Origin of the sequence: Streptomyces sp. BI87 (assembly GCF_025957665.1) — a bacterium.
Taxonomy (GTDB): Bacteria; Actinomycetota; Actinomycetes; order Streptomycetales; family Streptomycetaceae; genus Streptomyces; species Streptomyces albidoflavus.
This window is the reverse complement of the sequence record NZ_CP110079.1, coordinates 2,570,963-2,596,360: the sequence shown is the minus strand read 5'-3', so window position 1 is coordinate 2,596,360 and position 25,398 is coordinate 2,570,963. Positions and strand designations below refer to the sequence as shown.

Sequence of the window (25,398 nt, the reverse complement as noted above, 5' to 3'; positions counted from 1 at the left end):
CCGTCACCCGTCCTGCGGCCTCGGCGGCAGCGGCGGCCGGGACAGGTCCGGGACGCCGGAGTGGTCGGGCGGGTTCTTCGCGGGCTCCCGCTCCAGCAGCTCCAGGGCGAGGCGGACCGCGTCGTCCAGGACCGCGTGGTGCCCCTCGGCCCAGTCCAGCGGCGTGCGCACCGCCTCCAGGTCCGGCTCGACCCCGTGGTTCTCGATCCCCCAGCCGTACGCCTCGAACCAGGCCGCGTTCATCGGCACCGTGATGAGCGTGCCGTCGCCGAGCCGGTGGCGCCCGGTGATGCCGACGACGCCGCCCCAGGTCCGCGAGCCGACCACCGGGCCCAGCTTCAGCAGCTTGATGGCGGCGGTGATCATGTCGCCGTCGGAGGAGGTCGCCTCGTCGGCCACCGCGACGATCGGGCCGCGCGGGGCGTTGGAGGTGTACGAGACGGGCTGCGCGTCACGGGTCAGGTCCCAGCCGAGGATGGTGCGGGTCAGCTTCTCGATGACCAGCTCGCTGATGTGCCCGCCGGCGTTGCCGCGCACGTCGACGATGAGCGAGGGGCGGGAGACCTCCATGCGCACGTCGCGGTTGAACTGGGCCCACCCCGAGCCGCCCAGGTCCGGGATGTGCAGGTAGCCGCACCGCCCGCCGGACAGCTCGCGGACCACCTGCCGGCGCCGGGCCACCCAGTCCTGGTACCGCAGCGGCCGCTCGTCGACCAGCGGCACCACGGCGACCCGGCGCGAACGGCCGCCCTCGGCCGCCCGGAAGGTCAGCTCGACGGTGGTGCCCCCGGCGCCCGCGAGGAGCGGGTAGGGCCCGGTCACCGGGTCGACCGGGCGCCCGTCGACGTGGGTGAGGGCGGCGCCCTCGCGGATGCCGGTGCCGGCCAGCGGGGAGCGTGCCTTGGTGTCGGAGGAGTCGCCGGGCAGGATGCGCCGCAGCACCCACTGGTCGCCGACGCGGACCAGGTTGGCGCCGAGCAGGCCCTGGGCGCGCTGGTAGTGCGGCGGGCCCTCGTTGCGGCGGGCCGGGGAGACGTAGGCGTGCGAGGTGCCGAGTTCGCCCAGGACCTCGCGGAGCAGGTCGGCGAACTCGTCCGGGGTCGCCACCCGCTCCACCAGCGGCCGGTACTGGTCGAGGACGCCCGGCCAGTCGACGCCGCACATGTCGGGGTCCCAGAAGTAGTCCCGGGTCAGCCGCCCGGCCTCCGCGTACGCCTGGCGCCACTCGGCGGGCGGGTCGACCTCGTGCAGGATGCGGCGCAGGTCGAGCCAGACCGAGGTGTCGTCGTCGCCCTGCTCGGTGGCGGGCATGGCGCGCAGCGCGCCCTCGTCCAGCACCACCAGCCGGGTGCCGTCGCCGCTGGGGGCGAACGAGTCGAGGTGGCGGACGAGTTCGGTGCGCCGGCCGCGGACGATGTCGAAGTGCTCCAGGGTGGGGCGGTCGGAGGTGTCGGCCGGGTTGGCGAAGGTCTCGCCGAGCGCCCCGGAGATCGGCCAGCGCAGCCAGACCACCCCGCCGCCCGCCACCGGGCAGAGCGAGGAGTACTTGGAGGCGGCCACCGGGAACGGCGTCACCCGGCTCGCCAGCCCCTCCACCTCGACCATGGCGGCGCCGTCCTCCGGGTCCGCGTCCGAGGGGTCCATGCCGCCGGCCGCCGGGCGCCCGTCGGGGAGGAGCGCGAACGGTGAGGGCGTCGCCGAGGAGAGCGGGACGAGGTACGGGCGGGAGCCGAGCGGGAAGGAGAGGTCGCCGGTGTGCACGTCGTAGACCGGGTCGAAGCCGCGCCAGGAGAGGAAGGCCAGGTAGCGGCCGTCGCGGGTGAAGACCGGGCTCTCGTCCTCGAAGCGGCCGTCGGTGACGTCCACGATCTGCGGGTCGGCGTCGGTGACCCGGGCCATCCTGATCTGCCGCAGGGAGCGCCCGATGCCCGGGTGCGACCAGGTCAGCCAGTGGCCGTCGGGGGAGAAGGCCAGGTCGCGGACGGGCCCGTTGAGCGACCGGACCAGTTCGGTCAGCGGCGCCTCGTCCTCGATGACCACCTCGGCCTCCGGGGCGCGCTCCCCCTCGGGCGCCGGGGCCAGCACGGTGTCGCCGACCGGGTCGGTGGCGTCCAGGATCAGCAGCCGCCCGTCGTTCGAGGCGAGCGCGATCCGCTCGCCCGCCGGGTCGGCGACGAGCTCCAGGACGTGGCCGAGCCGTCCGCCCGCCAGGCGCCGCTTGGGCCGTCCGCCGGTGGCGCGCGGCAGGTAGGCGATCTCCACGGCGTCGTCGCCGCCCGCGTCGGTGACGTAGGCGACGGTGCCGCCCGCGCCGAGCATCTCCGGCAGCCGGGTCCGTACCCCGGGGGCGTCGGCGATGGTGCGGGCGGGGCCGTCGCGGTGGGTCAGCCAGTAGAGGCTGCCGCGGACGTTGACGGCGCTGGCCCGGCCGGTGGCGTCCACCGAGATGCCGCGGACGTTCTGCGCGGCCGGGACCTGGTAGGGCCGCCGCCCGGTGCGCGGCCCGCCGAGGCGTACGTCGAGGCGGCGCGGGACGGAGCCGGGGGAGAGGTCCTCGACGATCCACAGGTCGCCCGCGCACTGGTAGACGACGCGGTGCCCGTCGCTGGAGGCGGTGCGGGCGTAGAAGGCGTCGTGGTCGGTGTGGCGGCGCAGGTCGGTGCCGTCCGGCGCGCAGGAGTAGAGGTTGCCGATGCCCTCGTGGTCGGAGAGGAAGGCGATGCGGCCGTCCACGATCATCGGCGACTCCAGGTGCCCGTCCAGACCGGGCAGGAGCCGCTCCCCGTGCAGCCACAGCCGCCCCTGCGCGCCGCCCCGGTACCGCTTCCAGTACGCCGGTTCGTGCGGCGGCGTCGCGGTCAGCAGCAGGGTGCGGTACGTGCCGTCCACCAGGCCGACGGTCAGGTCGGTGACCGGGCCCCAGGGGAGTTTGCTGCCCGGGGAGCCGTCGGTGAGCAGGCTGTACGCCCAGGTGACGTAGGAGAAGGGCTGGCCGTGCGAGGAGACGGCGATGATCTCGCCGACCGACTCGTGGCCCGGCGGGTACCAGCCGCGCACCCGGGTGTCCTGGTTCCCCCAGTAGGTGAGGCGGCGGACCGGGCCGCCACCGGTCGGGGTCAGGTGGATCTCCGGGTCGAGGCTGCGCCAGGAGGTGTACGCGACCTGGCTGCCGTCCGGCGAGAAGCGGGGCAGGCCCAGGCGGGTGCGGTCGGCGGTCATCCGCCACGCCCGGCCCGGCGCCGCCTGCCCGGCTCCGGGCAGGTCGGCCAGCCACAGGTCGTCCTCGGCGACGAAGCAGAGGCGGTCCTCGTGGAGGTCGGGGAAGCGCAGGTACGCGGCGTCGGCACTCACCACTCCATGCTTTTCCCGCCGCGCCGGGGCGGCAACTCGGGCCCCGGGCCGCCGGCACGTGTGGCCCCGTGTGGCCGAGGGCACACGGGAGAGGGCGCCGGAGACTTTCCTCGCGGGGTAACGTCATATACAAGCTGTACGAAACCGTTTCGTTCATGGACGGGGTCGGTGCCGGCGCGCGCCCGCGCGCCCGGAGCCCCCCGGCAGGCGGCGAGGAGACACCGGCATGGCAGGTACGCGCTTCACACCCGAGCGGGAGGGCGAGCTGTACACGGCCGTTCTCGGTCTGCTCCGTGAAGTCGGGTACGACGCCCTGACGATGGACGCCGTCGCCGCCCGCGCCCACACCAGCAAGGCCACCCTCTACCGCCAGTGGGGGAGCAAGGCCGAACTGGTCGTCCGGGCGCTCAGGTGCGAGAAACCCGTCTTCCTCGACGAGGTGGACACCGGCTCGCTCCGCGGCGACCTCGACGCCGTCCTGGAGATGACCGACGACGACCGCCTGGAGCAGGACACCGCGCTGATGCGCGGCCTGATGCAGGCCGCCTCGGCCAGCACCGAACTCCACGACGCGTTGATCAGCCAGCTGATCAACCCGGAGACCGACGGTGTCGACACGCTGCTGCGCCGGGCCGTCGACCGCGGCGAGGTCGCGGCCGACAACCCGGCACTCGGTTACGTACCGCACATGATGATCGGCGCGCTCGCCGCGCGGCTGCTCATCGAGAACCGGCCGGTGGACCGGGCCTTCCTCCGCCACTACGTCCACTCCGTGGTCTTCCCCGCCCTCGGAGTCTGACCGCGCCGCCCGCCCCGGCCAGGGACCGGGCGCCGCACACAACCGCACAGCCGCGTACGAACACGCCGCGCCCCCGGGCGCGACAGGCACCCGCCCGCCCGTACCTGACCGACACGCCGCTCTCGTCGTCGGGCTGAGCACCTGTGTCCCGACCCCTACGACCTGAACGGGAGTACGCCCTCCGTGGCCACTTTCCTGTATTCGATCGGACGGTTCGCCTTCCGGCGCCGCCGCCTCGTCGCCCTGGTGTGGGTGGCGCTGCTGGCGCTCGCCGGCGTCGGCGCCGCCACCGCGTCCACCGCGACCTCCAACTCCTTCTCCATACCCGGCACGGAGGCGCAGCGCGCCTTCGACCTGCTGGAGGAGCGCTACCCGGGCCAGAGCGCCGACGGAGCCTCGGCCCGCGTCGTCTTCAAGGCGCCCGAGGGCGAGAAGATCACCGCGCCCGAGAACGCGGCCGAGGTCTCCGGCATCGTCAAGGAGCTGAAGGAGGGCTCGGACCAGATCGCGACGGTCGCCGACCCCTTCGACAAGAAGGCCCCGGCGGTCAGCCAGGACGGCACCACCGCCTACATCTCCGTCACCTACGACGTCAGCTCCTTCGAGCTGACCGAGGAGACCCGCGACTCCCTGGAGAACGCCGGGAACGACGCACGCGAGGGCGGCATGACCGTGGAGATCGGCGGTGACGCGCTGATGGTGATGCCGGAGACCGGGATCACCGAGGTCATCGGCGTGGTCGTCGCGGGCATCGTCCTGGTCATCACCTTCGGCTCGCTGGTCGCCGCCGGACTGCCGCTGATCACCGCGCTGATCGGCGTCGGCATCGGCGTCTCCACCATCACCGCGCTCGCCTCCGTGATGGACCTCGGCTCCACCACCGCCACCCTCGCGATGATGATCGGCCTCGCCGTCGGCATCGACTACGCCCTCTTCATCGTCTCCCGCTACCGCGCCGAACTGGCCGAGGGCCGGGAGCGCGAGGAGGCCGCCGGGCGGGCCGTGGGCACCGCCGGCTCCGCCGTGGTCTTCGCCGGCCTGACCGTGGTCATCGCCCTGGCGGGCCTGGCCGTCGTCAACATCCCGATCCTGACCAAGATGGGTCTGGCCGCCGCCGGCACCGTCGTCCTGGCCGTCCTCGTCGCCATCACCCTCATCCCGGCGTTCCTCGGCTTCGCCGGTGAGCGGATCGTCTCGCGCAAGGACCGCAAGGCCCGCAAGGCCGCCGCAGAGCAGGCCGCCGCCACCGGCGAGGTCCTCGTGGCCGACGCCCCGCGCGACAACGGTGGCACCCGCTGGTCCCGCTTCGTCCAGCGCCGCCCCGTCATGGTGCTGCTCGCGGGCGTGATCGGCCTCGGCGTCATCGCCATCCCGGCCACCTCGCTGGAGATGGGCCTCCCGGACGACGGCGCCCAGCCCACGTCCAGCTCGCCGCGCAAGGCGTACGACCTCCTCTCCGACGGCTTCGGGCCCGGCTTCAACGGCCCGCTGGTCGGCGTCGTCGACCTGAAGAACAGCGACGACCAGGACGCCGTGCTCCAGCGGATCACCGGCGAGATCCAGAAGAACGACCACGTCGCGATCGTGACGCCGCCGGCGCCGAACCAGGCCGGCGACACCGCGATGTTCCAGGTCATCCCCAAGGACCGGCCGAACTCCACCGAGACCGAGACGCTCGTCCACGACATCCGCGACCTGGGCGACACGCTCAAGTCCGAGGACGGCGCCGAGGTCTACGTCACCGGCGCCACCGCGATGAACATCGACTTCTCGGAGAAGATGAACGACGCGCTGCTGCCCTACCTGGCGCTCGTCGTCGGCCTCGCCTTCCTCCTGCTGATGGTGGTCTTCCGCTCCGTCCTGGTGCCGCTCAAGGCCGCGCTCGGCTTCCTGCTGTCGGTGGTGGCCGCGCTCGGCGCCGTCGTCGCCGTCTTCCAGTGGGGCTGGCTCGGCGGGCTCTTCGGGGTCGAGCAGCCCGGCCCGATCATGAGCGTCATGCCGATCCTGATGGTCGGCGTGGTCTTCGGTCTCGCCATGGACTACGAGGTCTTCCTCGTCACCCGCATGCGGGAGGCGTACGTCCACGGGGAGTCGCCCGCGCAGGCCATCACCACAGGTTTCCGCCACGGCGCCCGCGTCGTGACGGCGGCGGCGGTCATCATGATCGCGGTCTTCGCCGGCTTCATCGGCTCCAGCGAGCAGATGATCAAGATGATCGGCTTCGGCCTCGCCATCGCCGTCTTCTTCGACGCCTTCGTGGTGCGGATGGCGATCGTCCCGGCGGTCCTCGCCCTGCTCGGCAAGCGCGCCTGGTGGCTGCCGCGCTGGCTGGACCGTGCCCTGCCCGACTTCGACGTGGAGGGCGACAAGCTCCGCAAGAAGCTCGACGGAAAGGCCGCCGAAGGCGGCTCGGGCAAGGAGGAGCGGGAGACGGTCTCCGTCTGACGACGTGCCGTTCGACGGTCCGACCGGCCGCCTGACCGCGGCCTGAGGGAGCCCCGCACTGGGAGTCGGTGCGGGGCTCCTTCGCGTCCGGGATCAGCCGGGGGCGCCGGTCGGGGTCGTCCCGGTGGTGGCGCTGGTCGCGGCGGAGGGGCCGGGCTCGTGGGCGGCGGCCGCCACCGCGGGCTCCCCGGCCGGGCCCTCCGCGTGCGTACGCCGCAGGAAGCGGATGAGCACCACCGCGTCGAACTGGATGACCAGCGGCTCCTCGCCCGGAGCGTGGAACTCCACGACGGTCTGCACCCGCCCGCACGGCCACACCCGGACAGCGCCCTCGGTACAGGTGGTGCGCAGCCCCGCCTCCAGCAGGGCGCGCGGAACCTTCCGGTCCGGGGAGGCGGAGCCGGCGCCGGGGAAGTGGAGGACGACGGGGCACTCCCCGCCACAGGCCGCGTCGGGGTCGTACCGCAGCAGGACCGGGACGGCGAAGTGGTCGTTGCCGTCGGTGACGATGTACCCACGGGCGCGCTGCTCGACTGCGGCGGTCATCGGTGCTGTCCTCCTGAGGCGAAGGTGGGGCGGCGGAACGCCTGGACTCCTGTACTCCTGCGGACTGCTGCTCTTGCGGCTCCTGTGCTGTTATCGCCCAGAAGTCGGCCCCTTATGCGATGAATATCCCATAAGAAGGTGAAATCCTCCTGACGAGGTCTTTGCTTTCCGTCCCTCCGTGTGCATGTGCACGCGCACGGTGACCGCGGACGGGGGTGCCCCCGGACCCCCGTCGGCCCCCGCCCCCGCATCTGTGACCATGGAACGGTGAACGACACCGCCGAGGCCACCGGCCACCCCGCCCCCGACGAACAGGGCCCCGCGCCGGAACCCGTCGCCGTCCACGGCACGGTCGCCCCCGGCTACGAGCCGGTCCGTGACGCCTTCGCCCGCAACTTCGCCCAGCTCGGCGACCGCGGCGCCGCCGTCACCGTCCACCGCCACGGCAGCCCCGTCGTCGACCTGTGGGCCGGCACCCGCGACCACGACTCCACCGCTCCCTGGGAACGCGGCACCGCGCAGGTCGTCCACTCCGTCACCAAGGGCGTCTCCGCCGCCGCCCTGCTCCTCCTCCACCAGCGCGGCCGCCTCGACCTCGACGCCCCGGTCAGCACCTACTGGCCCGAGTACGCAGCCGAGGGCAAGGAACGCACCCTCGTCCGCCACCTCCTCGCCCACCGCGCCGGCGTCCCCGTCCTCGACCGGCCGCTCACCCCCGACGAGGCCGCCCACCCCGGCACCGGCGCCGCCGCCGTCGCCGCCCAGGCCCCCGTCTGGGAGCCCGGCACCGAGCACGGCTACCACGCCCAGACCTACAGCTGGCTCACCGGCGAACTCGTCCGGCGCGTCACCGGGATCTCCCTCGGCCGGTACGTCGCCGAGGAGATCGCCGGGCCGCTCGGGCTCGACCTGTGGATCGGGCTGCCGCCGGCTCAGAAGGACCGGGTGGGCCGGTCCGGGGCCGTCTCCGCTCCTGAGCGGGGCGGGGGGCTGCGGCTGCGGCCGCGCCGGAACGTGCAGGACGCCTACGGCGATCCCGCCTCCCTCACCCGGCGGGCCTTCGACGCCGTCGACCCGCCCGCCGACGAGAACAGCCCCGCCTATCACGCGGCCGAACTCCCCGGCGCCAACGGGATCGCCACCGCGTACGCCCTCTCCCGCTTCTACGCCTCCCTGATCGGCGCGGTCGAGCAGGGCCCCCGCCTCTTCGCTCCCGCCACCCTGGCGCTCGCTCGCACGGTGGAGTCCGAGGGGCCTGACCGGGTGCTCGTCGTCCCTACGCGGTTCGGGCCCGGGTTCATGCTGCACGGGGCTGCCTCACCCCTGCTCGCGGAGGGGTCCTTCGGGCATCCCGGGCGCGGAGGCTCGCTCGGCTTCGCCGATCCCGAGAGCGGGGTCGCCTTTGGTTATGTCACCAATGGGCTCCAGAAGACGGTCACCAACGACCCCCGGGCCCATGCGCTCGTCCGCGCGGTGCGCGGGGTTCTCCAGGGGTAGCCCTCGCTAGCGTCGCCGGCTTGTCGGCCTGCGGCCTGGCTGGGTCGTCCTCCGGGCCGGGCCCAGGCTCGCCCGTGCCGGTCACCGACTGGCCTCAATCGCCGGCCGGGCTGGATCCGGTGCGGTGGGGCTGGGCAAGAGGGGGTCGCGAAATCCAGGGACCGAATGCCGATGCGGCTCTGAAAGACCCCGCCTGGCGGCCAGTCAGGAAGGGCGCCGAACTACTCCGCCACAGCAACGCCGGTGTTCTGGCCGGCGGAGATCCACCACTGCCCGTCCCTCTTCACCAGCACCCACGTTCCCGCATTGGCGCGCTTGTGTTCCGACACCACGATGGGTTGCCGGAAAAAGACCACGGCGACGTCCGGGGCCGGGAAAGTGATGCGCTCGATCTCGTACCAGGTGTTGATTCCCCCGGCGTGCCCTGTCAGGCGCTCGCTGTGGTAGGCGTGAATCTTCTCCCAGCCGAAGAAGCGCGCACCGTTCACCGCCGTGAAGACCACGTCCGCGGTGAACCGTTCGTCGAACTTCGCGGCGTCATGCTCAGCAAAAGCCGACTCCAAGTCGGCGAAGATCTCCTCGATAAGGCGCACGTCGTCCTTATCGGTCTGACATTCCTGACTGTCCGGACGATCGGTCACTCGTCGCTCCCCCTGTTGGGACGGGTGCGGCCACCATTGATGACCGTGATTCGCGCGGACCGACGAAGAGGCGCCGACCGCGCCCCACAGCATAGATCCGCCCCCCCCTCCGGCGGTCATCCGCGTACGAGACCGTACGGCCCCGCCCCACCCACGCACCGCAGGAACCGCGAACCTGACAGCCCGGCCGGCGCTTGAGGCCACTCAGTGACCCGCAGGGTCACGGCGGGGCAGACGGGGACGGAGCCCAGCCGCAGCGCGACCAAACCCAGCCCGGCCGGCGCTTGAGGCCGGTCGGTGACCTGTACGGGCAGCAGACCGGTACCCCAAGTCGCGGCGCAGCCAACCCCAGCCGGGCCGCAGGCCGATGAGGCGGGTGAGGTCAGCCGGCGTGGAGCATGAGCCCGATCCCCGCGGCCATGACAGCGGCTGCCAGCAGCCGCGAGGCCCCGAACCGCTCCTTGAAGAAGAAGGCCCCGATCAAGGCGCCCACGATGATGGAGGATTCGCGCAGCGCTGCCACAGGAGCGAGCGGCGCCCGCGTCTGCGCCCAGAGGACGAGCCCGTAGGCGGCCATGGACAACGCCGCCCCGAGCAACCCCCGCCCCGCATGCGGCCGAAGCGAGGAAACAAACCCCCGCCCCCGCCGGGCCAAGGCGTACGCGGGGATGGTGACGCCCTCCAGGATCATCAGCCAGGCGAGGTAGGCGACGGGGCTCCCGGCGGCCCGCACCCCGGCCCCGTCCACGACGGTGTAGGCGGCAATGGCCAGCCCCGTCGCCACGGCGGCGGTGAGCGCGGGCCAGTCGGGCCGCCGGCCGGAGCTGCGGACACCCCAGAGGGCGAGCCCCATCAGCCCGGCGCTGGCCAGCGCGACCCCCGCCCCCTGCCAGCGGTCGAGCCGCTCACCCAGCAGAACGGCGGCCAGCACCGTGACGACCAGCGGCGCGGTACCCCGGGCGATCGGATACATCTGCCCGAAGTCGCCGAGCGAGAACGACCGCATCAGCAGCAACTGGTAGCCGACGTGCAGGGCCGCCGACACCAGCAGGTACGGCCAGGCCGCGGCGGCGGGCAGCCCCGTGAAGCAGGCGATCCCCGCGCCGATCACCGCGGCCCCGCCGCTGATCAGCGTGAACGCGGTCAGCTGGTCCTTGATGGCGTGGGCGAGGGCGTTCCAGGCGGCGTGGGTGAACGCGGCCAGCAGGACGACCGCCGCGACCACCGGCGTCATTCGGACGACTCGCGCACGTCCACGAGGGTCGCCCCGGCATGCCGGACCAGGTCGGCCGGTGCCATCGGGAAGACGGTGTGCGGGGTGCCGGCGGCCGCCCACACCTCGGCGTGCGCCAGCAGCCGCCGGTCGGCCAGGACAGGGGTGCGGGTGCGGTGCCCGAAGGGCGGGACGCCGCCGATGGCGTACCCGGTGGTCTCGCGCACCAGGTCGGCCTTGGCCCTGGTCACCTTGGTGGCGCCGAGCGCGTCACGGACCTGGTCGAGGTCGGCGCGGGAGGCGCCGTCGAGGAGGACCAGCACGGGGACGGGACCCTCGGTGCCGGGCATGCCGTGGGCGGCGAAGATCAGTGACTTGACGATGGCGTTCAGCTCGCAGCCGACGGCCGCGGCGGCCTCCTCGGCGGTCCGGGTCGCCTCGGGGAACTTCCGTACGAGCGCGGTCACCTCACCCAGGCCGAGCGCCTGGAGGGCTTCGGCGAAGCGGGGGAGGACGACGGAGGGGGCCGCCTCCGTGGCGGCCGGCGCGCTGGTCTCGGATGTGCTCATGGGGCGCACGGTAGCGGTAGGTGTAGGCGGCACGCGAGGGCGTTCCCTGGTCGGGGCGGCGTCCGGCCGGCGCATCGATCATGGTTCCGGCCGGGCAGGGCAGACGGCGAGGGGAGTGACAGAGCCGTAGCTGAGGGGTGGGGACGCAGATGATCGACGAGGTGACACCGGGGCGCGAACCGCTGGCCGAGGAGCCGCTACCGGCCAGGGAGGTGCGCGGCGGCGCACGCAGGCCCCGGCGGGCGCGGCGGATGCGGCGGGCACGGCCGACGGTGCGCTCCGGCTCGCTGGCGGTGGTGCTCGCCGCCGCCCTCCTGACCGGACTCGCCCTGGCCTTCCAGGGTTTCGCCCGGTGGGCGGGGGAGCATCCCGGCTGGGCCGTTCTGCTGGGCCTCGTGGCCGTACCCGTCCTGTACGCCCTGCTGCGCGGCATGCCCCACGCCCGCGAACTGCGCCGCGCGGCCCGCGCGGGCATGGCCGAGGCCGAGGCCGACGCACTGGCCGCCACCCGCACCGCCCCGCCCGTCCCGGTCGACGAGCCCGCAGGCCCGCCCACCCACGCGCAGGAACCGCCTCCCGCGGCCGACACGTTCCCGCCCGGCCCCGAGGAACCGACGCTCGCCGCCCCCTTCCGCGACGGCCGCACGGCTCCCCTCCCGGAACCCGAGGCCCCGGAACCGTACGCCCCCGAGCCGGAACCGGAGGCCGCCGTGCTCACCGCAGCCGAGTTGGACGGTGCCGACCTCGCCACGCTCGACTTCGCCGCCCTGGACCCCGACACCTTCGAGGAGGCGGTGGCCGCCCTCTGCCGCCGCGACGGCTGCGCCGACGCCGAGACCGTCGGCGGCGCGGGCGACCTCGGCGCGGACGTCCTGGCCACCGCCCCCGACGGGCGGCGCGTGGTCATCCAGTGCAAGCGGTACGGCCCGGAGAACAAGGTCGGCTCCCAGGACCTCCAGCGCTTCGGCGGTACCTGCTGGAGCGTCCACGGCGCCCAGCTCGCCGTTCTCGTGACGACCAGCGAGTTCACCGCCCCGGCCGAGGAGTACGCCGAGTCCAGCGGCATCCGCTGCGTCGACGGCGCCGACCTCGCCGCCTGGGCCGAAGGAACCGGCCCCGCCCCCTGGGGCCCGGGAGCCACTGTCCGCTGACCCGCCGCCGGGCGCGTACAACCGGCCAACCCTGCAACAGCATCCGGACAGGACTATGCGCGGGGCAACATGGCTATGCGCTCAACCCGTACGGTGGCGCCAGCCCAGGAGGAGCTGAACCACTGTGTACGACCGCACCCTTGCCCCACCACGCGAGGAGCGGGGCCAGGCCGCGCCCCCGGTGAACATCGCCTGCTGCATGCGCTGCCACCGCCTCACCAGAACCCCCATCCCCCTCCGCACCATCCGCAGCACCTGCGGCCCCGCCACCACCCTCTACACCTGCCCCACGTGCACACCCCCCACCTGACACGCCCGCTGCCTTCTCCCCCCCTCCGGCGGTCGGCCGCGTACGAGACCGTGGGGTGGGGTCGTGCCGGGGTGCCCCCGCAGCAAACTGCACACACGGCCGTCTTGAAGCGACTGACCCCGCACCCTGCAGTTTGTGAGGAGGTGCCCCGGCGCGGCCCCACCCCACCCCCGCACCGGCGAAACCGCGAACCTGACAGCCCGGCCGGCGTTTGAGGCCAGTCAGTGACCGGCACGGTCAAGACGAAGCCCGGCAACCCACAGCCCGGCCGACGCTTGAGGCCACCCCACCCTGGCCCAGGACAGGCCAGACGAGCGCACCCCTCACCGGAATCCCGACGTCACTTCGTGGCGTCCACCCAGGCAATGGCCCCCGCCACGAGGGAAATGAGCACCAGCCCCACCACAAGCGTCCCCAGCAGAATCACCTTGCGTACGGACCGCACATCCACAAAGCACCCTCCAAAGGCAGGGAATCGAGCGAAGACCGAGCCGAACCCGTCACGCCGGCCCGGCCTCGCTAACCCCTACCCCGTCAGGACCCGAGCAGCACCGCCCGCACCAACGGCCCCGCCGAGGCCCCGCCCCGGCCCCCCTCCTGGATGACGGCCGCGGCCGCCACATCCCCACGCCAGGCGGTGAACCACCCGTTGGGCTTCTTCTGGTTGTCCACCTCGGCGCTGCCGGTCTTGGCGCCGACATCCGCCCCGAGCCCGGCCATGGGCTCGGCCCCGGACCCGGCGACGGCGGTGTGCGTGAGCAGGGCCTTGAGCTGGCTCTGCGCCGACGCGGAGAGCTTCCGCTCGGCCTTGGCCAGGGACCTGCCGTCGACCTCGGGCGAGACCAGGTAGGGCTGGTGGAACTCGCCGGTCTTGGCGGTGGCGATGACGGAGGCCATGTTCAGCGGGTTGGCGCGGACGCCGCCCTGGCCGATGAGCGAGGCCGCCATCGAGGCGTCGGACTGGACGGGCACGGCCCCGTCGAAGGACGGGACGCCGATGGCCCAGTCGTCCTTGCCCAGCCCGAAGACCTGCTGGGACTGCTTGGTCAGGTCGTCGTCCTTCAGCTTCTTCGCCTGGCTGATGAAGGCCGTGTTGCAGGATGCCCCGAAGCTGTCACGGAACGTACCGCCGGTGATCTTGAACTTCTCGACGTTCTGGAACTTCCAGCCGCCGTACGAGGAGTACTTGGGGCACGGGTGCTTCTTGTCGATGCCCGCGAGGTCCTTCTCCAGCAGCATCGAGGCCGAGACGATCTTCATGGTGGAGCCGGGGGCCAGCGAGCCCTGGAGGGCGACGTTGAACCCCTCCGGCTTGGAGTTGGCGAAGGCGAGGATCTCCCCGGTGGAGGGGCGCAGCGCCACCACGGACGCCTTCTTCCGCTCGGCCACCTCCTTCTCGGCGGTGGCCTGGGCCTTGGCGCTGAACGTGGTCCGCAGCGTGCCCTCCTTGCCCTCGGCGAGGGTCAGCAGGGTCTTGTCGGGCAGCTCGTCGTCCTCCCCGGACTTGGCCTCGGCGCCGTCCGCCTTCTTCTCCTCGTCGGGCTTCTCGGCCCTCACGACGCGCAGTTCGACCCCCGGGGTGCCGCCGGCCTTCTCGCCGTACCGCTCGCGCAGGCTGTCCAGGACGGCGCCGAGCGAGGGGTACTTCTCCTTGGTCAGCTCCCCGCCGTCCCGGTCCAGGGCGCGGATCGGGGGCGTGCCGGCCTCGCCGGTCACCAGCTGGTCGCCCTCGCCGAGGTCGGGGTGGAGGACGGACGGCTGCCAGTGCACCAGCGGCCGGCCGTCGGCGGCGCGCCGCACCACGGTCAGCTCCGACTCGTACGCCCAGGGCTTGTCGGTCTTCTCCCAGGTGACCGTGGTGGCCACCGAGAACGGCACCTTCGTCCTGGCGTGCTTGCCCTTCTCGATCTCCACCGGCCCGGTCTTCGCGCTCTTCGCGTACGCGTCCAGGGCGGCCCGGGCGGCGGTGGGGGCGTCGGTCTGCCGGGCGGCCTCGGCGGGCTCGCCCGCCGCCCAGGCGTCGAGGAACTTGGTCGCCGCGCCCTTGACCTCGGCCGCCGTCAGCGGGCCGGTGGGTATCGCGTCGGCCTGGTCGGCCGCCTCCTCCCCGCCGGTGAAGGCCCAGGCGCCGACCCCGGCGCCTATCACCACAGCGGCGGCCGCGCCGATCACCGCGTACTTCCTGGTGTTGTTGGTGCCCGGCTCGCGCCGCACCTCGCGTCGTCTCTTGCCCACAGTCCCCTCCGCAGCTCCGCCGCCCCCTCGGCACCGACGGGCCCCAGCGTAGTGCCGCCCGCGGACACCCCGCCCCCAGGCCGGTCGGCCGGGGGAGGGGCGCGCGGAGGAGTCGGTTCCGTACGCCGGGTCAGGCGCCGGAGCGCAGGACGGCGGCGACGATCGGGCCCGCGCTCTCGCCGCCCCGGCCGCCCTGTTCGGCGACGGCGGCGACGGCCAGGTCACCGCGGTAGGCGGTGAACCAGCTGTTGGCCGTCGCCTGCCCGTCGACCTCTGCCGAACCGGTCTTCGCGCCGATGTCGCCGCCCAGCCCGGCCAGGGCGCCGGCCGCGCTGCCGGAGGTCGCGGTCCGGTGCATCATGGCGCGCAACTGCGCGGCCGTGCCCGGCGCCAGGCCGCGCGCCTGGGCCAGTTCGCCGTCGATCAGCTCGCGCGGCACCAGCACCGGCTGCCGGAACGCGCCGGTACGGGCGGTGGCGGTGACCGAGGCGAGGGTGAGCGGGTTCAGCTGGACCTGGCCCTGCCCGATCAGGGCGGCCGCCGTGTCGGGGCCGCCCGAGGCCGGGACCCTGCCGTCGAAGGAGGGCACGCCGATCCGCCAGTCGTCGCGGGCGAGGCCGAAGGCCTCCTGGGCCTGGCGGGTGAGGTCGTCCACCTTCAGCTCGTCGGCGAACTTCACGAAGGCGGTGTTGCAGGAACGGGCGAAGCTGTCGGCGAGAGTGGCGTTCTCGTTGGGCGCGAGGCCCGGCAGGTTGTGGAAGGTCTGGCTCTGCCAGGTGGCCGAGGGCGGGCAGGGCGCGGCCCCTTCGGCGGCGGTCAGCCCCTTGTCGATGAGGAGCGAGGCCGAGACGATCTTCATCGTCGACCCGGGCGCGAGCTGGCCGAGGAACGAGGCGTCGAAGCCGTCGGCGCGGTGGTCGGCCACGGCCAGGATCTCCCCGGTACTGGGCCGCAGCGCCACCACGGACGCCTCCGCCCGGCTCGCCACCGCCTGCTCGGCGGCACGCTGGGCGGCGGCGGAGAGCGTGGTGCGGACCGTGCCGGGCTTGCCCTCGGCGAGGGTCAGCAGGGTCTGCCGGGGCGCGCTGCTCTCGGGGTCGATCCACAGCTCGACGCCGGGCTTGCCGCCCGCCTGCTTGCCGTACCGGTCCCGCAGCTTGTCCAGCAGCGGCCCCAGCGAGGGGTGTTCGGAACGCTTCAGCTCCTGCCCCGCCCGGTCGACGAGGCGGATCGGCGGCACCTCGGCCTCCCCCGCCTCCAGGGTGTCCCCTGCCTGGAGGTCCGGATGGAGCACCTGGGGTGCCCAGTCGACCAGCGGCCGGCCCGTCGTCTCCCCCCGGACGACCTCCAGTTCCCCCTCGTACGTCCAGGTGCCCCGGTGCCCGCCGACGGAGACGGTGGCCTCGACCGCGTAACCGACGGTGCGCCCGACCGGCTCCTCGGCGGTGACGCGCACATGGCTGACGTGGGCGGCCTCGAAGTAGTCGGTCAGCGCGGTACGGGCGGCCACGGCGTTGTCGGTGAGCTGCGCCGCCTCGGCGGTGTCCCGGCGCGACCAGGCCGCGAAGAACGCCTTGGCCGCCTTGGCCGCCTCGGCCCGGGTCGGCGGCCCTGTCGGCTTCTCCGCCGCGGCCGCCTCGACCCCGTCACCCCCTCCTCCCACGTCGTCGAGCAGCTCGTGGACCCCGAACCCGGCGGCCCCCACCATGCCCAGAAACACCCCGCCGACCAGCGCGGCCTTGGCTCCGTTGCGCACGCAATCGTCCCCTCCCCGTCTCCCCGGCAGCTGCGCGAACGTCATTTGAACGTGTTCAAACAACTACCCTCCGGTGCACTCTAAGCACAGGAGGGGTCATGCGGAGGCAAAAATGCGGCGAACGCACTCCGGAATAGGCCATTCCGTCATAGGGCGGCCCCACCACACCGCCCGGCACGCCCTGGAGCATGACGCCACCAGCACCCTTGCCCAGTCCGTGACGCCTTCGGAATCTCGGCCCCCGCTTCAGCGCGCAGTGAACAACTCTCGCTCTCTCCAGCGGCCTTGCCATGCTCACCGAGTAAGCACCCCACCGCCCGACCGCCCCGCCGCCCGACCGAAAGGCCCCCGTGCCCGCCTACGCCATCGCGCGCCTCCAGGACGCCGCCCCGCACCCCGACATCGCCGAATACCTCGACCGCATCACCGCCACCTTCACCCCGTACGGCGGCCGCTTCCTCGTCCACGTCACCCCGCACGAGACGGTCGAGGGCACCTGGCCCGGGGCCGTCGTCATGATCGGCTTCCCCGACCTCCACCAGGCCAGGGCCTGGTGGAACTCCCCGGATTACCAGGAGATAGCTCCCCTGCGCTCCCGGCACATCGAGGGGGACATCATCCTGGTCGAGGGGGTACCGGAGGGATACGACCCGGGCGGCGCGGCGAAGGCGGTCCGGGAGGCGGCTGCGGGCGAGTAGGGCTCACCTTGCCCGGGTCGCCCTCCCTGTCGCCAGGTCCGACCGCGCCGCCTCGCGCAGCCCGTCGAGCGCCTCCACCAGGGGGATGCCGAGCTGAGCGGTTCCGTTGCCGGGCTCCCGGGCCGCCCGCAGCAACTCCCAGGTCCGCTGGTTGACCGCGTGCGCGGCGGTGGCGGCGGCGTCGTGGCTCAGCAGGACGAACGTCTCGAAGAGCACCGACCGCTTGTTCCCGCTCGCCTCCATCGCCCACAACGCCTCGGGCGGGTCCCTGCCCTCGTCACGGGCCCGCCCGGCGTCCCTGGCGGACAAGGTAGCGGCGGGCGGTGACGGCGCGTAGACCCCACTACACCCACGTATCCAGCCACATCCTCCCCTGCCACTGATCCACCGGAATCGGCTCCCCCGTGTACAGCGGCCAGAAGTAGATGAAGCCTCGGACCGCTGTACCGGAATCTTCCTGACCAGCAGTTTCGCCTCTCAGGAAGAGGCGCTGGGGCCTACTGGGCCGCCTCTGGGCCGTGATCTTGCTTGCGGGCGGCCTTGTAGAGCCCTTCAACGGCCCTGCGGGTGCGGCCTTCGCTGCTCGGCATCAGGTGCGTGTAGGTGCGGAGGGTGAAGCCGGGGTCGGCGTGGCCAAGGTACTGACTCAGAGCCCGGATGTTCTCTCCCGCGTCGAGGAGGACCGATGCGTAGAAGTGCCTCAGAGCGTGCATGCCGTGTTCGGGAGCGGATGCGTAGCGTTCACCGAGCGCCGGTTGCCGGATGATGCCGACGGTGGCAAGCGCAGGCTTCCACACGTGATCATTGAAGTGGCTCACGCGAACGTGCTTGGAAGCCGGTCCTGCGAAGATGAGCGGCTTCGTCACGGGCGGCCCGTCAGGGCGCCGCCATGGCAGAGTCACCAGGATCGGCGGATACGCCTCGGCGTGTGCCTTGAGCGCTGCGCTGACGTTGGCCGGCAGCGGCACGTCCCGGACCTTGTCACCCTTCGGCGGCGCGAACACGAACTTGCCCCGAATCCGCTTGAGCTGGTGTTCGACGGAGATCCAGCCGCCGTCGTGGTCGACCTCGTCCGTGGAGAGCCCGAAGACCTCACCTTGTCGCAGACCGCACCCGGCGGCCACGTCCACCACGGTCCGCAGAGAGTCAGGGAGCGCTGCCCGCACTGCGAACACCTGACTGGCGGTCCACGGCACCACGCGCCCGTGGCCCAGCTTCGGGCGCTGGACCGATTTGGCCTTGCAGGGGTTCTTCGCAACGAGACCGTCGTCCACGGCCGCGCTGAAGGCGGCGGACACGGTACCGAAGATGATCCGCCGGTGGGACGTAGCGGGCACCTTGTTCTCCAGAGCTCCGAGCCACGTCCTGATGTGGCCAGGCTGAAAGGAAGCAAGGGGGCGCGTTCCGATGTACGGGTACGCGTGCAGCCGCAGGCGACGCTCGGCAGCCTCTCGACTGTTCACCTCGGTGGTATGGGTTGCCACCCACTGTTCGGCGTACTGCTGAAAGGTGGTCTTGCTGGCCTTCGGGTCAACGTACTGACCCCGGGCCATGTCAGCGGCCGTCGAGGTCAGCCATTGCTCGGCGAGGCGCTTCTGCCGGTCGGGGAAGCTCTTCGACCTCTCGGTGCCGTCGGGGCCGATGTAGCGGGCGCGGTAGCGCATGCCTGTGCCGTGGCGGTCGGTCTTGACTCTGCGGGCCTTGCCGTTGGCGTCGGATTCGGTCTTGTACCAGCGGTCTTGGATGTGGCCGGCCATGGTGTGGCGGTTCCTCCGGAACGTACGAGAGGGGCCGCCCGGTGGGCGGCCCCTCGTTTGGGTGGGTGTGGGTCAGGCGGCGTCGGTGAGCTGGGTGGTCCAGGCGTGGACGGCTGCGGGGTCGTAGCGCAGGTGCTTCCCGATGCGGATAGCGGGCGGGCCGGTGCGCTTCTTGCGCCAGTGGTAGACGGTCTCCAGCGGCACGCTGAAGATGCGGCAGAGGTCTTCGGGGGTGAGATAGCGCTCGGGGAGTCGGGCGGGCAGGGCGGTGGCCATGGGCGGTCTCCTGTCGGCCTGTGGGGCGGGGGCGATGCTGTCCGATGTGCGGATTTCTGCGTCACCTCCGTCATCTGCGTCACCCGGGGCTCTGACCTGCGGGTTTCGGGTGACGCAGAGCATTGCGGCTGCGTCACCCGTGCGTCATCGTCTGCGTCACCGGGTGTCGCAGGGGTGACGCAGGTGACGCAGGGGTGACGCAGGATCGGCCGTCTGCGTCACCCCTGTATGCGCTGCTCAGAGCCGGGTTTCTGTCGCGGGTGACGCAGGTGACGCAGACCTTCCCTACTTAGGAAAAGGGAGGGGGGTCTGTAGTAGTGGCGGTGACCCTTCAGGCGAAATGAGGAGCCCTTCGGGCGCGACCTTTGAGGGCGCCGCCGGCGCCGAACAGCAAGAGGAGCACGCGGCGCCGGGTGCTCCTCTTGCTTGTCTCGCGGTACCGGTGCGGTCAGAACGCTGTCTTCTGCTCCGGCTGGTCGGTGGTGCGGAGTTCGGCCTGGCGGGTCATTTCGAGGTACCGGCCTGCTTTGGTCCGGCCGCTGTCGATGAGGACGCCCCGGGCGCCGAGGGTGGGCTGGAGGCGCTTGAGGCGGTCTGAGAGGACCTTGCCGGTGGTCGGCCACCCTTTAGGCAGGGCCCGCAGCTCCTCGCCGCTGTAGAGGTGGCTCAGGGCGTGCAGCCACTCCGTGGAGGTCATGCGCTGCCCGCTGCCTGGGGTGAGGGTGTCGGCGTACTGGAGGACGGTCTGTGCGAGCAGGTCGCCTTCGATGACATCGTCGTTGAGGTCGTCCAGGCGGGCCCGGTACGAGGCGAGGGCGCCGAGGCCAATGGCGGCGTCGAGCTGGGCGCAGAGGTGGGCGAAGTCCGCCATCCGTAGGTCGGTTGGGGTCTCGGCCTCGGCGGCGCGGACTTTGACGGTGAGGTCGAGGAGGGAGCCGAGGATGACGGGCAGTACCTCCTCGTACTCCGCCCACAGCTCCGCCTCGGTCCGCCGCACCGTGGGTCGATCCAGCCGGAGCGGGAGGAGGCGTTCGGCGAGGTCGGGCCGGATGACGCCCACGTCGATGCCGGTGAGCAGGAGCGGGCGGCGGTAGCGGGCCCGGTGTACGTCGCCGTCGGTGAACAGGGCGCGCTTGACGGACTCGGCGCCGGTGACGATGCAGCACATGGCGTCGGAGAGGTCCGGGGTCATGTGGGAGAGGTTGTCCAGGGCGGTGACCCATCCGGCGGCCACGGCCGCGATCAGGTTCTCTTCGTCCTTCGGGGCCCGGCGCAGGTCCCCGCTCATGCCTTCCACGATCCGCACCAGCATCCGCCCGCCCGTCGACTTCCCCGCGCCCTGGGGGCCGGTGAGGAACGGGGCCGGGACCGGGACGCTGGGGCCCAGGCAGCCGATGAGCCAGGCGATGGCCAGGCACTCGGTCTCCGCGCCGGCGAAGTTGCACAGCCTCAGCAGCAGGTCGATGCCCTTGCCGTCGGTGTCCTTGACCGGCAGGGGCAGTTCCCCGGTGAGCTGGGTGCGCCGCCAGCACACCTCACGTGGGTCGGGAACTGTGATCTCCCAACCGGTGGGGTGGATGCGGACCGACTGCCCGTCGGCGCGGCCGAGGTCCAGCCAGGTCGCGCCGTCGAAGCCGGGGGCGACGCGGATGTGCACGGCCTGGGTGGTCTCGGTCATCGCGAGCGCTTCGATCAGGTCGAGGGCTTCCTTCAGCGCGGTCCCGTTGAACACGCCGACGCCGTCCTGGTACATGCCGACCATGAGTTCCTGGCGGTGGCTGCCGGTGGTGCCCTGGGAGCGGATCGGGCGGGCGACGGGGTGGCCGTTGCGCTGGGCGTAGACGGTGCCGTCGGCGGTGCGGAAGTACCGGAAGTGGGACTGCGCGTAGGCGCTGATGATCTCGCGTGCCGGGTTCTTCTCGTCCTCGGACATGGTCACATCCCCAGTGCGGTCGTGGCGTTGGCCCAGGCGTCCGCGCAGTGCCGCGGGCTCTCGCCCTTCGCCTGCGCCGCCGTGAACAGGCGGCCGACGTGGGTGTCGGTGAGGCAGCCGCAGCGGCCGTGCGCGGCGAGCACGGCCAGGAAGGTGCGGTAGACGGTGTGGTGCACCGCCGACCGGGCCCCGGTGATCCGCTCCTCGGCCATCGCGATGCCCCGTTCCAGGTAGGCGGGGGTGCGGTGGCGGCACTCCCCGCCTCCGGCCGGCGCCGCCACGGCGACGGGCCGCGCCAGCGCGGCGGGCTTCCGGTCGGTCAGCGCGCGCACCGTGTCCGGCAGCGGCGCCATGGTGCCGCTGCCGGGGCCGAGCCAGCGGGCGTAGGACATGGCGGACTTGATGTCGACGCCGTCCCTCACGCCGTTCGAGGACGCCATGGCGCCCCGGTAGATCCAGTGCTCGCCCCGGGTGGTGGGCTCGGTGCGGGTCGCGGGCAGCGTGGCGCGGGCCCACGCGACGGCGTCGGCGTGGTCGAGGTCCACGACGGTGAGCCCGGCGCCGCCTGGGTGCCAGGCCACCGCCGCCGCGTCCGCCCACACTTCCCGCCACGGGCGGGAGGTAAGGACGGCAGGGTCGGTGGTGGCGGCGGCCCAGGCGTGGCAGGGGCGGGGGCAGGTGCAGGCGCCGGGGGTCTTCATGTTCGGCCGGCCGCCGCACGCGTTGTCCCGGCAGGCGCGGCAGTTGCCCGCGGGGAGCTTTCCGGCCCGCAGGGGCAGGACCGGCACGCCCCGGGCGGCCAGGTCGAGCGCGGTCGTCAGGTGGGTGTTCATGCGGCCTTGCTCCCTTCCGGGTGGGACAGCGGGCAGACGGCGGTGTGGGCGGTGTGGGCGGCGATGAGGGCCGGGACGCCGGCGCGGTCGCGGGCGGTGCGCTCGAACCCGCACTGGCACCACGACCGCGCCGACGCGGGCGCGGCGGGGGACGGGGGCGCGACGATGTGCAGCCAGCGGACCGCCTGGCGGGGGCTGGAGGCGTTCATGCGGCCACCTCCGCCGGGGTGGTGAGGTGGGTGAGGGCGTGGTGGCCGACCCAGGCGGCGTAGGCCGGGGGGATGCATTCGCGGATGCCGTCGCGGTTCATCCAGGGCACGCCGAGGACGTGGCGGGCGCGGTCGACGCCGGAGAAGTTGCCGACGTAGTGGCCGTAGTGGCCGGGCGGGATGGGGCGGCCCATCTTGGCCTGCGGCACGGTGTGGGCGGGGTGGTCGGGCTGGGGGAGGGTGAGGCCGCCGCCGGGCTCGAAGTAGCGGTGCCGGTAGGTGTGGACGCCGAGCATCGGCCCGCACAGCAGCACCGGCTCCCGCAGCTTCGCCAGAGCGCCCGGGACGTTCTCGATCACCCACGGGCGCCCGGTGGTCTCCAGGGCGGCGCGGGTGGGGTTGATGAGGTCGGGGTGGGTGCGGCCCTGGATGCGCTGGCACTCGCTGTCGTGCTGGCACGGCGGTGAGGCGTGGATGGCGTCGTACTCGTGGCCGTGGGCGCGGATGTACTCGACGGCGTCGCCCTGGATGAACGTGTAGGGGTAGCGGGGCTGGGGGGTGAGGTCGATGCCGGTCACGTCGAAGCCGGCGTCGGCGTAGCCCTTGGCGGCGCCGCCCTGGCAGCAGAACGCGTCCAGCAGACGCGGCCGGGACAGGCCCTCTCGCCGGATCGGGGTGGGTTGGGTCATGCTGGTGGTGCCTCCGTTTTCGGGGTGTGAGAGGGCGGCCCAGGCTTTGGCGAGACAGGGGCCGCCCTCGGTCTTGGCGGACGTAAGCGGAATGGTTCGGTGGCGCGGTTCAGGGAGGCGGCGTGGGGGTGTGCCGGGTGCCGTGTGGAGGGGGTTTCGGCAGGTGGGAGGTGGGTGACTCCCTGACTCCCTGGTTGATCATTTCCGCAGGTCAGGTCCAGGGAGGTGGGTCAGGGAGGCGGTGAGGGAGTTCTCCCTGCCTCCCTGGACCGTGGTGGGTTGGATCCCTGTCATCCGGTGGCGGAAGCGGAATCGGTTCCGTCGCGGTTGGTGAGGGCGTGGGTGACGCGGTCGCGGGAGACGACCATGACGCCGTCGGACTTGTAGGGCTCGGCGCCGGCGTGGTCGAGGACGCGCTTGAGGTCGATGAACGACCAGTCGCCGTAGGCGCCGGGGTTGAGCGTGGCGAGGCGGGCGAGGACGTCCTTGGTCCGCACGCGGGCTTCGGTGCCCAGGACGTGGGCGATGTCGGCGAGCGGGTCGGTGTCCTTGTTGTGGTCGGCGGTGGTGCGGGTGGTGACGCCGTCGCGCAGGGCCTTGGCCCGGTCGGCGATCTCGGTGGCGGTGGTGGTGTCGATGAAGTGGGTGCGCACGGTGATGGATGCCTGTCCGGCGGGGATGTCGATGCCGTCGGAGGCGACGACGAGGGTGCCCTTGTCCAGGCCCTGGCGCAGCAGGTGCGGGGCGGCGCCGCCGTCGACGGCCTTGTCGCCAAGGGCCATGCGGGCCTGGGACTCGGTGCCGACGACCAGGGAGGCGCGGGTGTGGGCGCCTTCGCGGACCAGCTTGGGGAGGTTCTGGTCGGTGGGGTCCTGGGTGCCCTGCCAGAGCATGACGTTCACGGCCCGGCCCTGGTTCTGGATCTTGCGGGCGGCCATGAAGTAGCGGCTGGTGGCCTTGGTGCCGCCGTAGGGCCGCTTGTCGTCGCCGACGGCGGGGCACATGAACGCGACCTGTGCTTCGTCCACCAGCAGCACCAGCGGGTGGTGGCCGGTGCCGGTGGGGGCGGTGAGGCGGCGTTCCATCTCGGCGACTCCGTCTTCGAGCATGGTGGTCGCGTCGATCACGTCTTCGTCGGTGGGGCCCTGGATGAGGAGGGTGGCCAGGCCGTCGAACATGGCCCAGTCGCCGGCGCCCTTGAGGTCGGCGATGCGGAACTCGACGGTGGGGTCGAGGGCGAGCCACAGGGCCAGGGCGCGGACGGCGGCGGTCTTGCCCTGGTTGGACAGGCCGGTGACCAGCATGTGGCGCTGGAAGAGGCTCAGGGCGGCGGCGTCCCCGCGCAGGTCCTGGCCCCAGGGGGCGCGGCCCTTGGCGTAGGAGGCGCGCAGGTCGCCGTCGATGGCGAGGGGGGAGGGGCCGATCGGCTCGTCCAGAGCGCCACTGTCGGCGATCCAGAGCCGGACGGTGCGGGCGGCCTCGGGGAGGGTGATGAACACTTCGTGCTCGTGGCGGGCGAGGTTCTCGGCGAGCTTGCGGCGCTTGGCCTGCACCTCGTTGGTCGAGACCCCGGAGGGGAGGGTGACGTCGACTTCGACGCCGCATCCGGCGATGCGGATGGGGCCGAGCATGGCGGCGCCGGCGTCGCCCATCTCCTTGATGGCCTTGCGCAGGGCGGGCACGCCGAGGTCGCGCAGGGCGGTGACGACGATGGAGGGGGTGATGGGGGCGCCGCCGGTGTCGCGCTGGCTGGTGGGCAGGGCCCACTGCGGGGCGGCCTGCTGGTGGCGGCCCACGCCCCACAGGGCGAGCAGGCCCAGCCAGGGGGCGAGGGTGACCAGCGGGCCCCAGACCACGGAGACGATGACGACGATCCACCGGACCAGCTCGACCAGGGCGAGGGTGGGGGTGGCGATGTCGGCGAAGTTCTCGTTGGCGACCGCGAGGATGATGCCGAGCAGCAGCAGCCCGCCCCCGGTCACGCCGACGCCGGCGGCGGCGCCCTTGGCGAGTCGCTGAGGCGCTGAGAGCAGTTCCATGCGGCGCTGGTGGCGGGCGGCGCGGAAGGCACGGCCGCGCTCCTCCCACTCCCGGGCCAGCTCGTGGTTCCCCGCGGCTTCCGCCGCGCGGATCATCCGCTCGTAGCGGGCGGCCGAGCGCGAGTCCCACGCCCGGCGGGTGACGATGCGCGCGCCGCCGACGACGTAGGCGCCGTGGCGGGCAGTCGCTCGTACCGACGCGCGGGTGCGCTCCGAGGTGACCACCGTCCGCAGGCCCCGCACCACCCGCCGGCTGCCCGACACCCTGGCGGGCGCCTCGTCCTCGGGGGCCGTGTCGACGGTGGCGGGGTCGGGGGTGGTGGTGGGCTTGACCAGGGAGATCGGGGGCTGTTCGGGGCGGTGGTCGTCCAGGTGGTGCACGGTGCCCATGGGGGCCTCGGGGAGGGTGTCGGTCATGATGAGCGGGTCTCCTTTTGCACGTCACGTGCGG

The 25,398-nt window shown here is 72.8% G+C and carries 21 protein-coding genes and 1 pseudogene; 6 read left to right on the top strand and 16 right to left on the bottom strand.

From position 1 onward, the window contains the following. Nucleotides 1–3: 3 nt before the first annotated feature. A complete protein-coding gene (locus OIM89_RS11145) occupies nucleotides 4–3,354 on the bottom strand; it encodes a S41 family peptidase (RefSeq protein WP_264491209.1) in 3,351 nt (1,116 codons plus the stop codon). 223 nt (nucleotides 3,355–3,577) lie between these two features. Here OIM89_RS11145 and OIM89_RS11140 point away from each other — a divergent pair, with 223 nt between their 5' ends. Both OIM89_RS11140 and OIM89_RS11135 read left to right on the top strand, forming a co-directional pair. Continuing rightward, nucleotides 3,578–4,150, top strand: coding sequence for a TetR/AcrR family transcriptional regulator (locus tag OIM89_RS11140; RefSeq protein ID WP_003950248.1), 573 nt, complete (start codon nucleotides 3,578–3,580; stop codon nucleotides 4,148–4,150). A 183-nt stretch (nucleotides 4,151–4,333) separates the two neighbouring features. Beyond that, a complete protein-coding gene (locus OIM89_RS11135; protein WP_030698643.1) occupies nucleotides 4,334–6,595 on the top strand; it encodes an MMPL family transporter in 2,262 nt (753 codons plus the stop codon). A 93-nt stretch (nucleotides 6,596–6,688) separates the two neighbouring features. Here OIM89_RS11135 and OIM89_RS11130 read toward each other — a convergent pair whose 3' ends face one another. After that, nucleotides 6,689–7,141 carry an SsgA family sporulation/cell division regulator gene (locus OIM89_RS11130; protein WP_030698644.1) on the bottom strand — a complete coding sequence of 151 codons (453 nt, stop codon included), beginning with the start codon at nucleotides 7,139–7,141 and terminating at the stop codon, nucleotides 6,689–6,691. 267 nt (nucleotides 7,142–7,408) lie between these two features. Between OIM89_RS11130 and OIM89_RS11125 the strand changes: the two genes are divergently transcribed. Next, nucleotides 7,409–8,638 (top strand): serine hydrolase domain-containing protein, encoded by a 1,230-nt coding sequence (locus tag OIM89_RS11125; RefSeq protein ID WP_264491208.1) that lies wholly within the window; start codon nucleotides 7,409–7,411, stop codon nucleotides 8,636–8,638. Between the two features lie 221 nt (nucleotides 8,639–8,859). On the opposite strand, the gene OIM89_RS11120 is transcribed toward OIM89_RS11125, so the two are convergent. From OIM89_RS11120 to OIM89_RS11110, 3 genes are all read right to left on the bottom strand, one after another. After that, nucleotides 8,860–9,279: an SgcJ/EcaC family oxidoreductase gene (locus OIM89_RS11120; RefSeq protein ID WP_031178309.1), complete on the bottom strand. Its 420-nt coding sequence runs from the start codon at nucleotides 9,277–9,279 to the stop codon at nucleotides 8,860–8,862. Between the two features lie 382 nt (nucleotides 9,280–9,661). Then, nucleotides 9,662–10,513: a DMT family transporter gene (locus OIM89_RS11115; RefSeq protein ID WP_264491207.1), complete on the bottom strand. Its 852-nt coding sequence runs from the start codon at nucleotides 10,511–10,513 to the stop codon at nucleotides 9,662–9,664. Beyond that, on the bottom strand, nucleotides 10,510–11,061 hold the full coding sequence (locus OIM89_RS11110; protein ID WP_264491206.1) for a YbaK/EbsC family protein: 552 nt from the start codon (nucleotides 11,059–11,061) through the stop codon (nucleotides 10,510–10,512). The genes OIM89_RS11115 and OIM89_RS11110 overlap by 4 nt, the downstream gene beginning before the upstream one ends. Nucleotides 11,062–11,210: 149 nt before the next feature. Between OIM89_RS11110 and OIM89_RS11105 the strand changes: the two genes are divergently transcribed. Together OIM89_RS11105 and OIM89_RS11100 are read left to right on the top strand one after the other, a co-directional pair. After that, entirely contained in the window at nucleotides 11,211–12,212 is a 1,002-nt protein-coding gene (locus tag OIM89_RS11105) for a restriction endonuclease (protein WP_195730492.1), read from the top strand. A 124-nt stretch (nucleotides 12,213–12,336) separates the two neighbouring features. Further along, nucleotides 12,337–12,522 carry a hypothetical protein gene (locus tag OIM89_RS11100; RefSeq protein WP_078850932.1) on the top strand — a complete coding sequence of 62 codons (186 nt, stop codon included), beginning with the start codon at nucleotides 12,337–12,339 and terminating at the stop codon, nucleotides 12,520–12,522. 534 nt (nucleotides 12,523–13,056) lie between these two features. Here the strand turns inward: OIM89_RS11100 and OIM89_RS11095 are convergent. Together OIM89_RS11095 and OIM89_RS11090 are read right to left on the bottom strand one after the other, a co-directional pair. Further along, nucleotides 13,057–14,757, bottom strand: a complete 1,701-nt coding sequence (locus tag OIM89_RS11095) for a penicillin-binding transpeptidase domain-containing protein (RefSeq protein WP_030698651.1) — start codon at nucleotides 14,755–14,757, stop codon at nucleotides 13,057–13,059. Nucleotides 14,758–14,887: 130 nt separating this feature from the next. Next, nucleotides 14,888–16,513 carry a penicillin-binding transpeptidase domain-containing protein gene (locus OIM89_RS11090; protein ID WP_247860359.1) on the bottom strand — a complete coding sequence of 542 codons (1,626 nt, stop codon included), beginning with the start codon at nucleotides 16,511–16,513 and terminating at the stop codon, nucleotides 14,888–14,890. Nucleotides 16,514–16,863: 350 nt separating this feature from the next. Between OIM89_RS11090 and OIM89_RS11085 the strand changes: the two genes are divergently transcribed. Further along, nucleotides 16,864–17,211, top strand: coding sequence for a DUF1330 domain-containing protein (locus tag OIM89_RS11085; RefSeq protein WP_238470504.1), 348 nt, complete (start codon nucleotides 16,864–16,866; stop codon nucleotides 17,209–17,211). 3 nt (nucleotides 17,212–17,214) lie between these two features. Here OIM89_RS11085 and OIM89_RS11080 read toward each other — a convergent pair whose 3' ends face one another. From OIM89_RS11080 to OIM89_RS11045, 9 genes and pseudogenes are all read right to left on the bottom strand, one after another. Then, the gene (locus OIM89_RS11080; protein WP_238470503.1) at nucleotides 17,215–17,520 is read right to left on the bottom strand and encodes a hypothetical protein; all 306 of its coding nucleotides are present in this window, start codon (nucleotides 17,518–17,520) and stop codon (nucleotides 17,215–17,217) included. A 34-nt stretch (nucleotides 17,521–17,554) separates the two neighbouring features. Then, a pseudogene (locus OIM89_RS29980) lies at nucleotides 17,555–17,721 on the bottom strand (phospholipid carrier-dependent glycosyltransferase); the annotation flags it as partial. After that, nucleotides 17,709–18,968 carry a tyrosine-type recombinase/integrase gene (locus OIM89_RS11075; protein ID WP_264491205.1) on the bottom strand — a complete coding sequence of 420 codons (1,260 nt, stop codon included), beginning with the start codon at nucleotides 18,966–18,968 and terminating at the stop codon, nucleotides 17,709–17,711. The pseudogene OIM89_RS29980 and the gene OIM89_RS11075, both read right to left, overlap by 13 nt. Nucleotides 18,969–19,040: 72 nt before the next feature. Continuing rightward, complete coding sequence (locus OIM89_RS11070; RefSeq protein ID WP_047140885.1) at nucleotides 19,041–19,244, bottom strand: helix-turn-helix transcriptional regulator; 204 nt, start codon at nucleotides 19,242–19,244, stop codon at nucleotides 19,041–19,043. 448 nt (nucleotides 19,245–19,692) lie between these two features. Continuing rightward, on the bottom strand, nucleotides 19,693–21,177 hold the full coding sequence (locus tag OIM89_RS11065) for an ATP-binding protein (RefSeq protein ID WP_264491204.1): 1,485 nt from the start codon (nucleotides 21,175–21,177) through the stop codon (nucleotides 19,693–19,695). A gap of 2 nt (nucleotides 21,178–21,179) precedes the next feature. Continuing rightward, nucleotides 21,180–22,010, bottom strand: a complete 831-nt coding sequence (locus tag OIM89_RS11060) for a bifunctional DNA primase/polymerase (protein WP_264491203.1) — start codon at nucleotides 22,008–22,010, stop codon at nucleotides 21,180–21,182. Then, a complete protein-coding gene (locus tag OIM89_RS11055; RefSeq protein ID WP_264491202.1) occupies nucleotides 22,007–22,219 on the bottom strand; it encodes a hypothetical protein in 213 nt (70 codons plus the stop codon). Before OIM89_RS11055 ends, OIM89_RS11060 begins: the two co-directional genes overlap by 4 nt. Then, a complete protein-coding gene (locus OIM89_RS11050) occupies nucleotides 22,216–22,908 on the bottom strand; it encodes an SAM-dependent methyltransferase (RefSeq protein WP_264491201.1) in 693 nt (230 codons plus the stop codon). Before OIM89_RS11050 ends, OIM89_RS11055 begins: the two co-directional genes overlap by 4 nt. A gap of 290 nt (nucleotides 22,909–23,198) precedes the next feature. After that, nucleotides 23,199–25,337, bottom strand: coding sequence for an ATP-binding protein (locus OIM89_RS11045; protein ID WP_264491783.1), 2,139 nt, complete (start codon nucleotides 25,335–25,337; stop codon nucleotides 23,199–23,201). Nucleotides 25,338–25,398 lie beyond the last annotated feature (61 nt).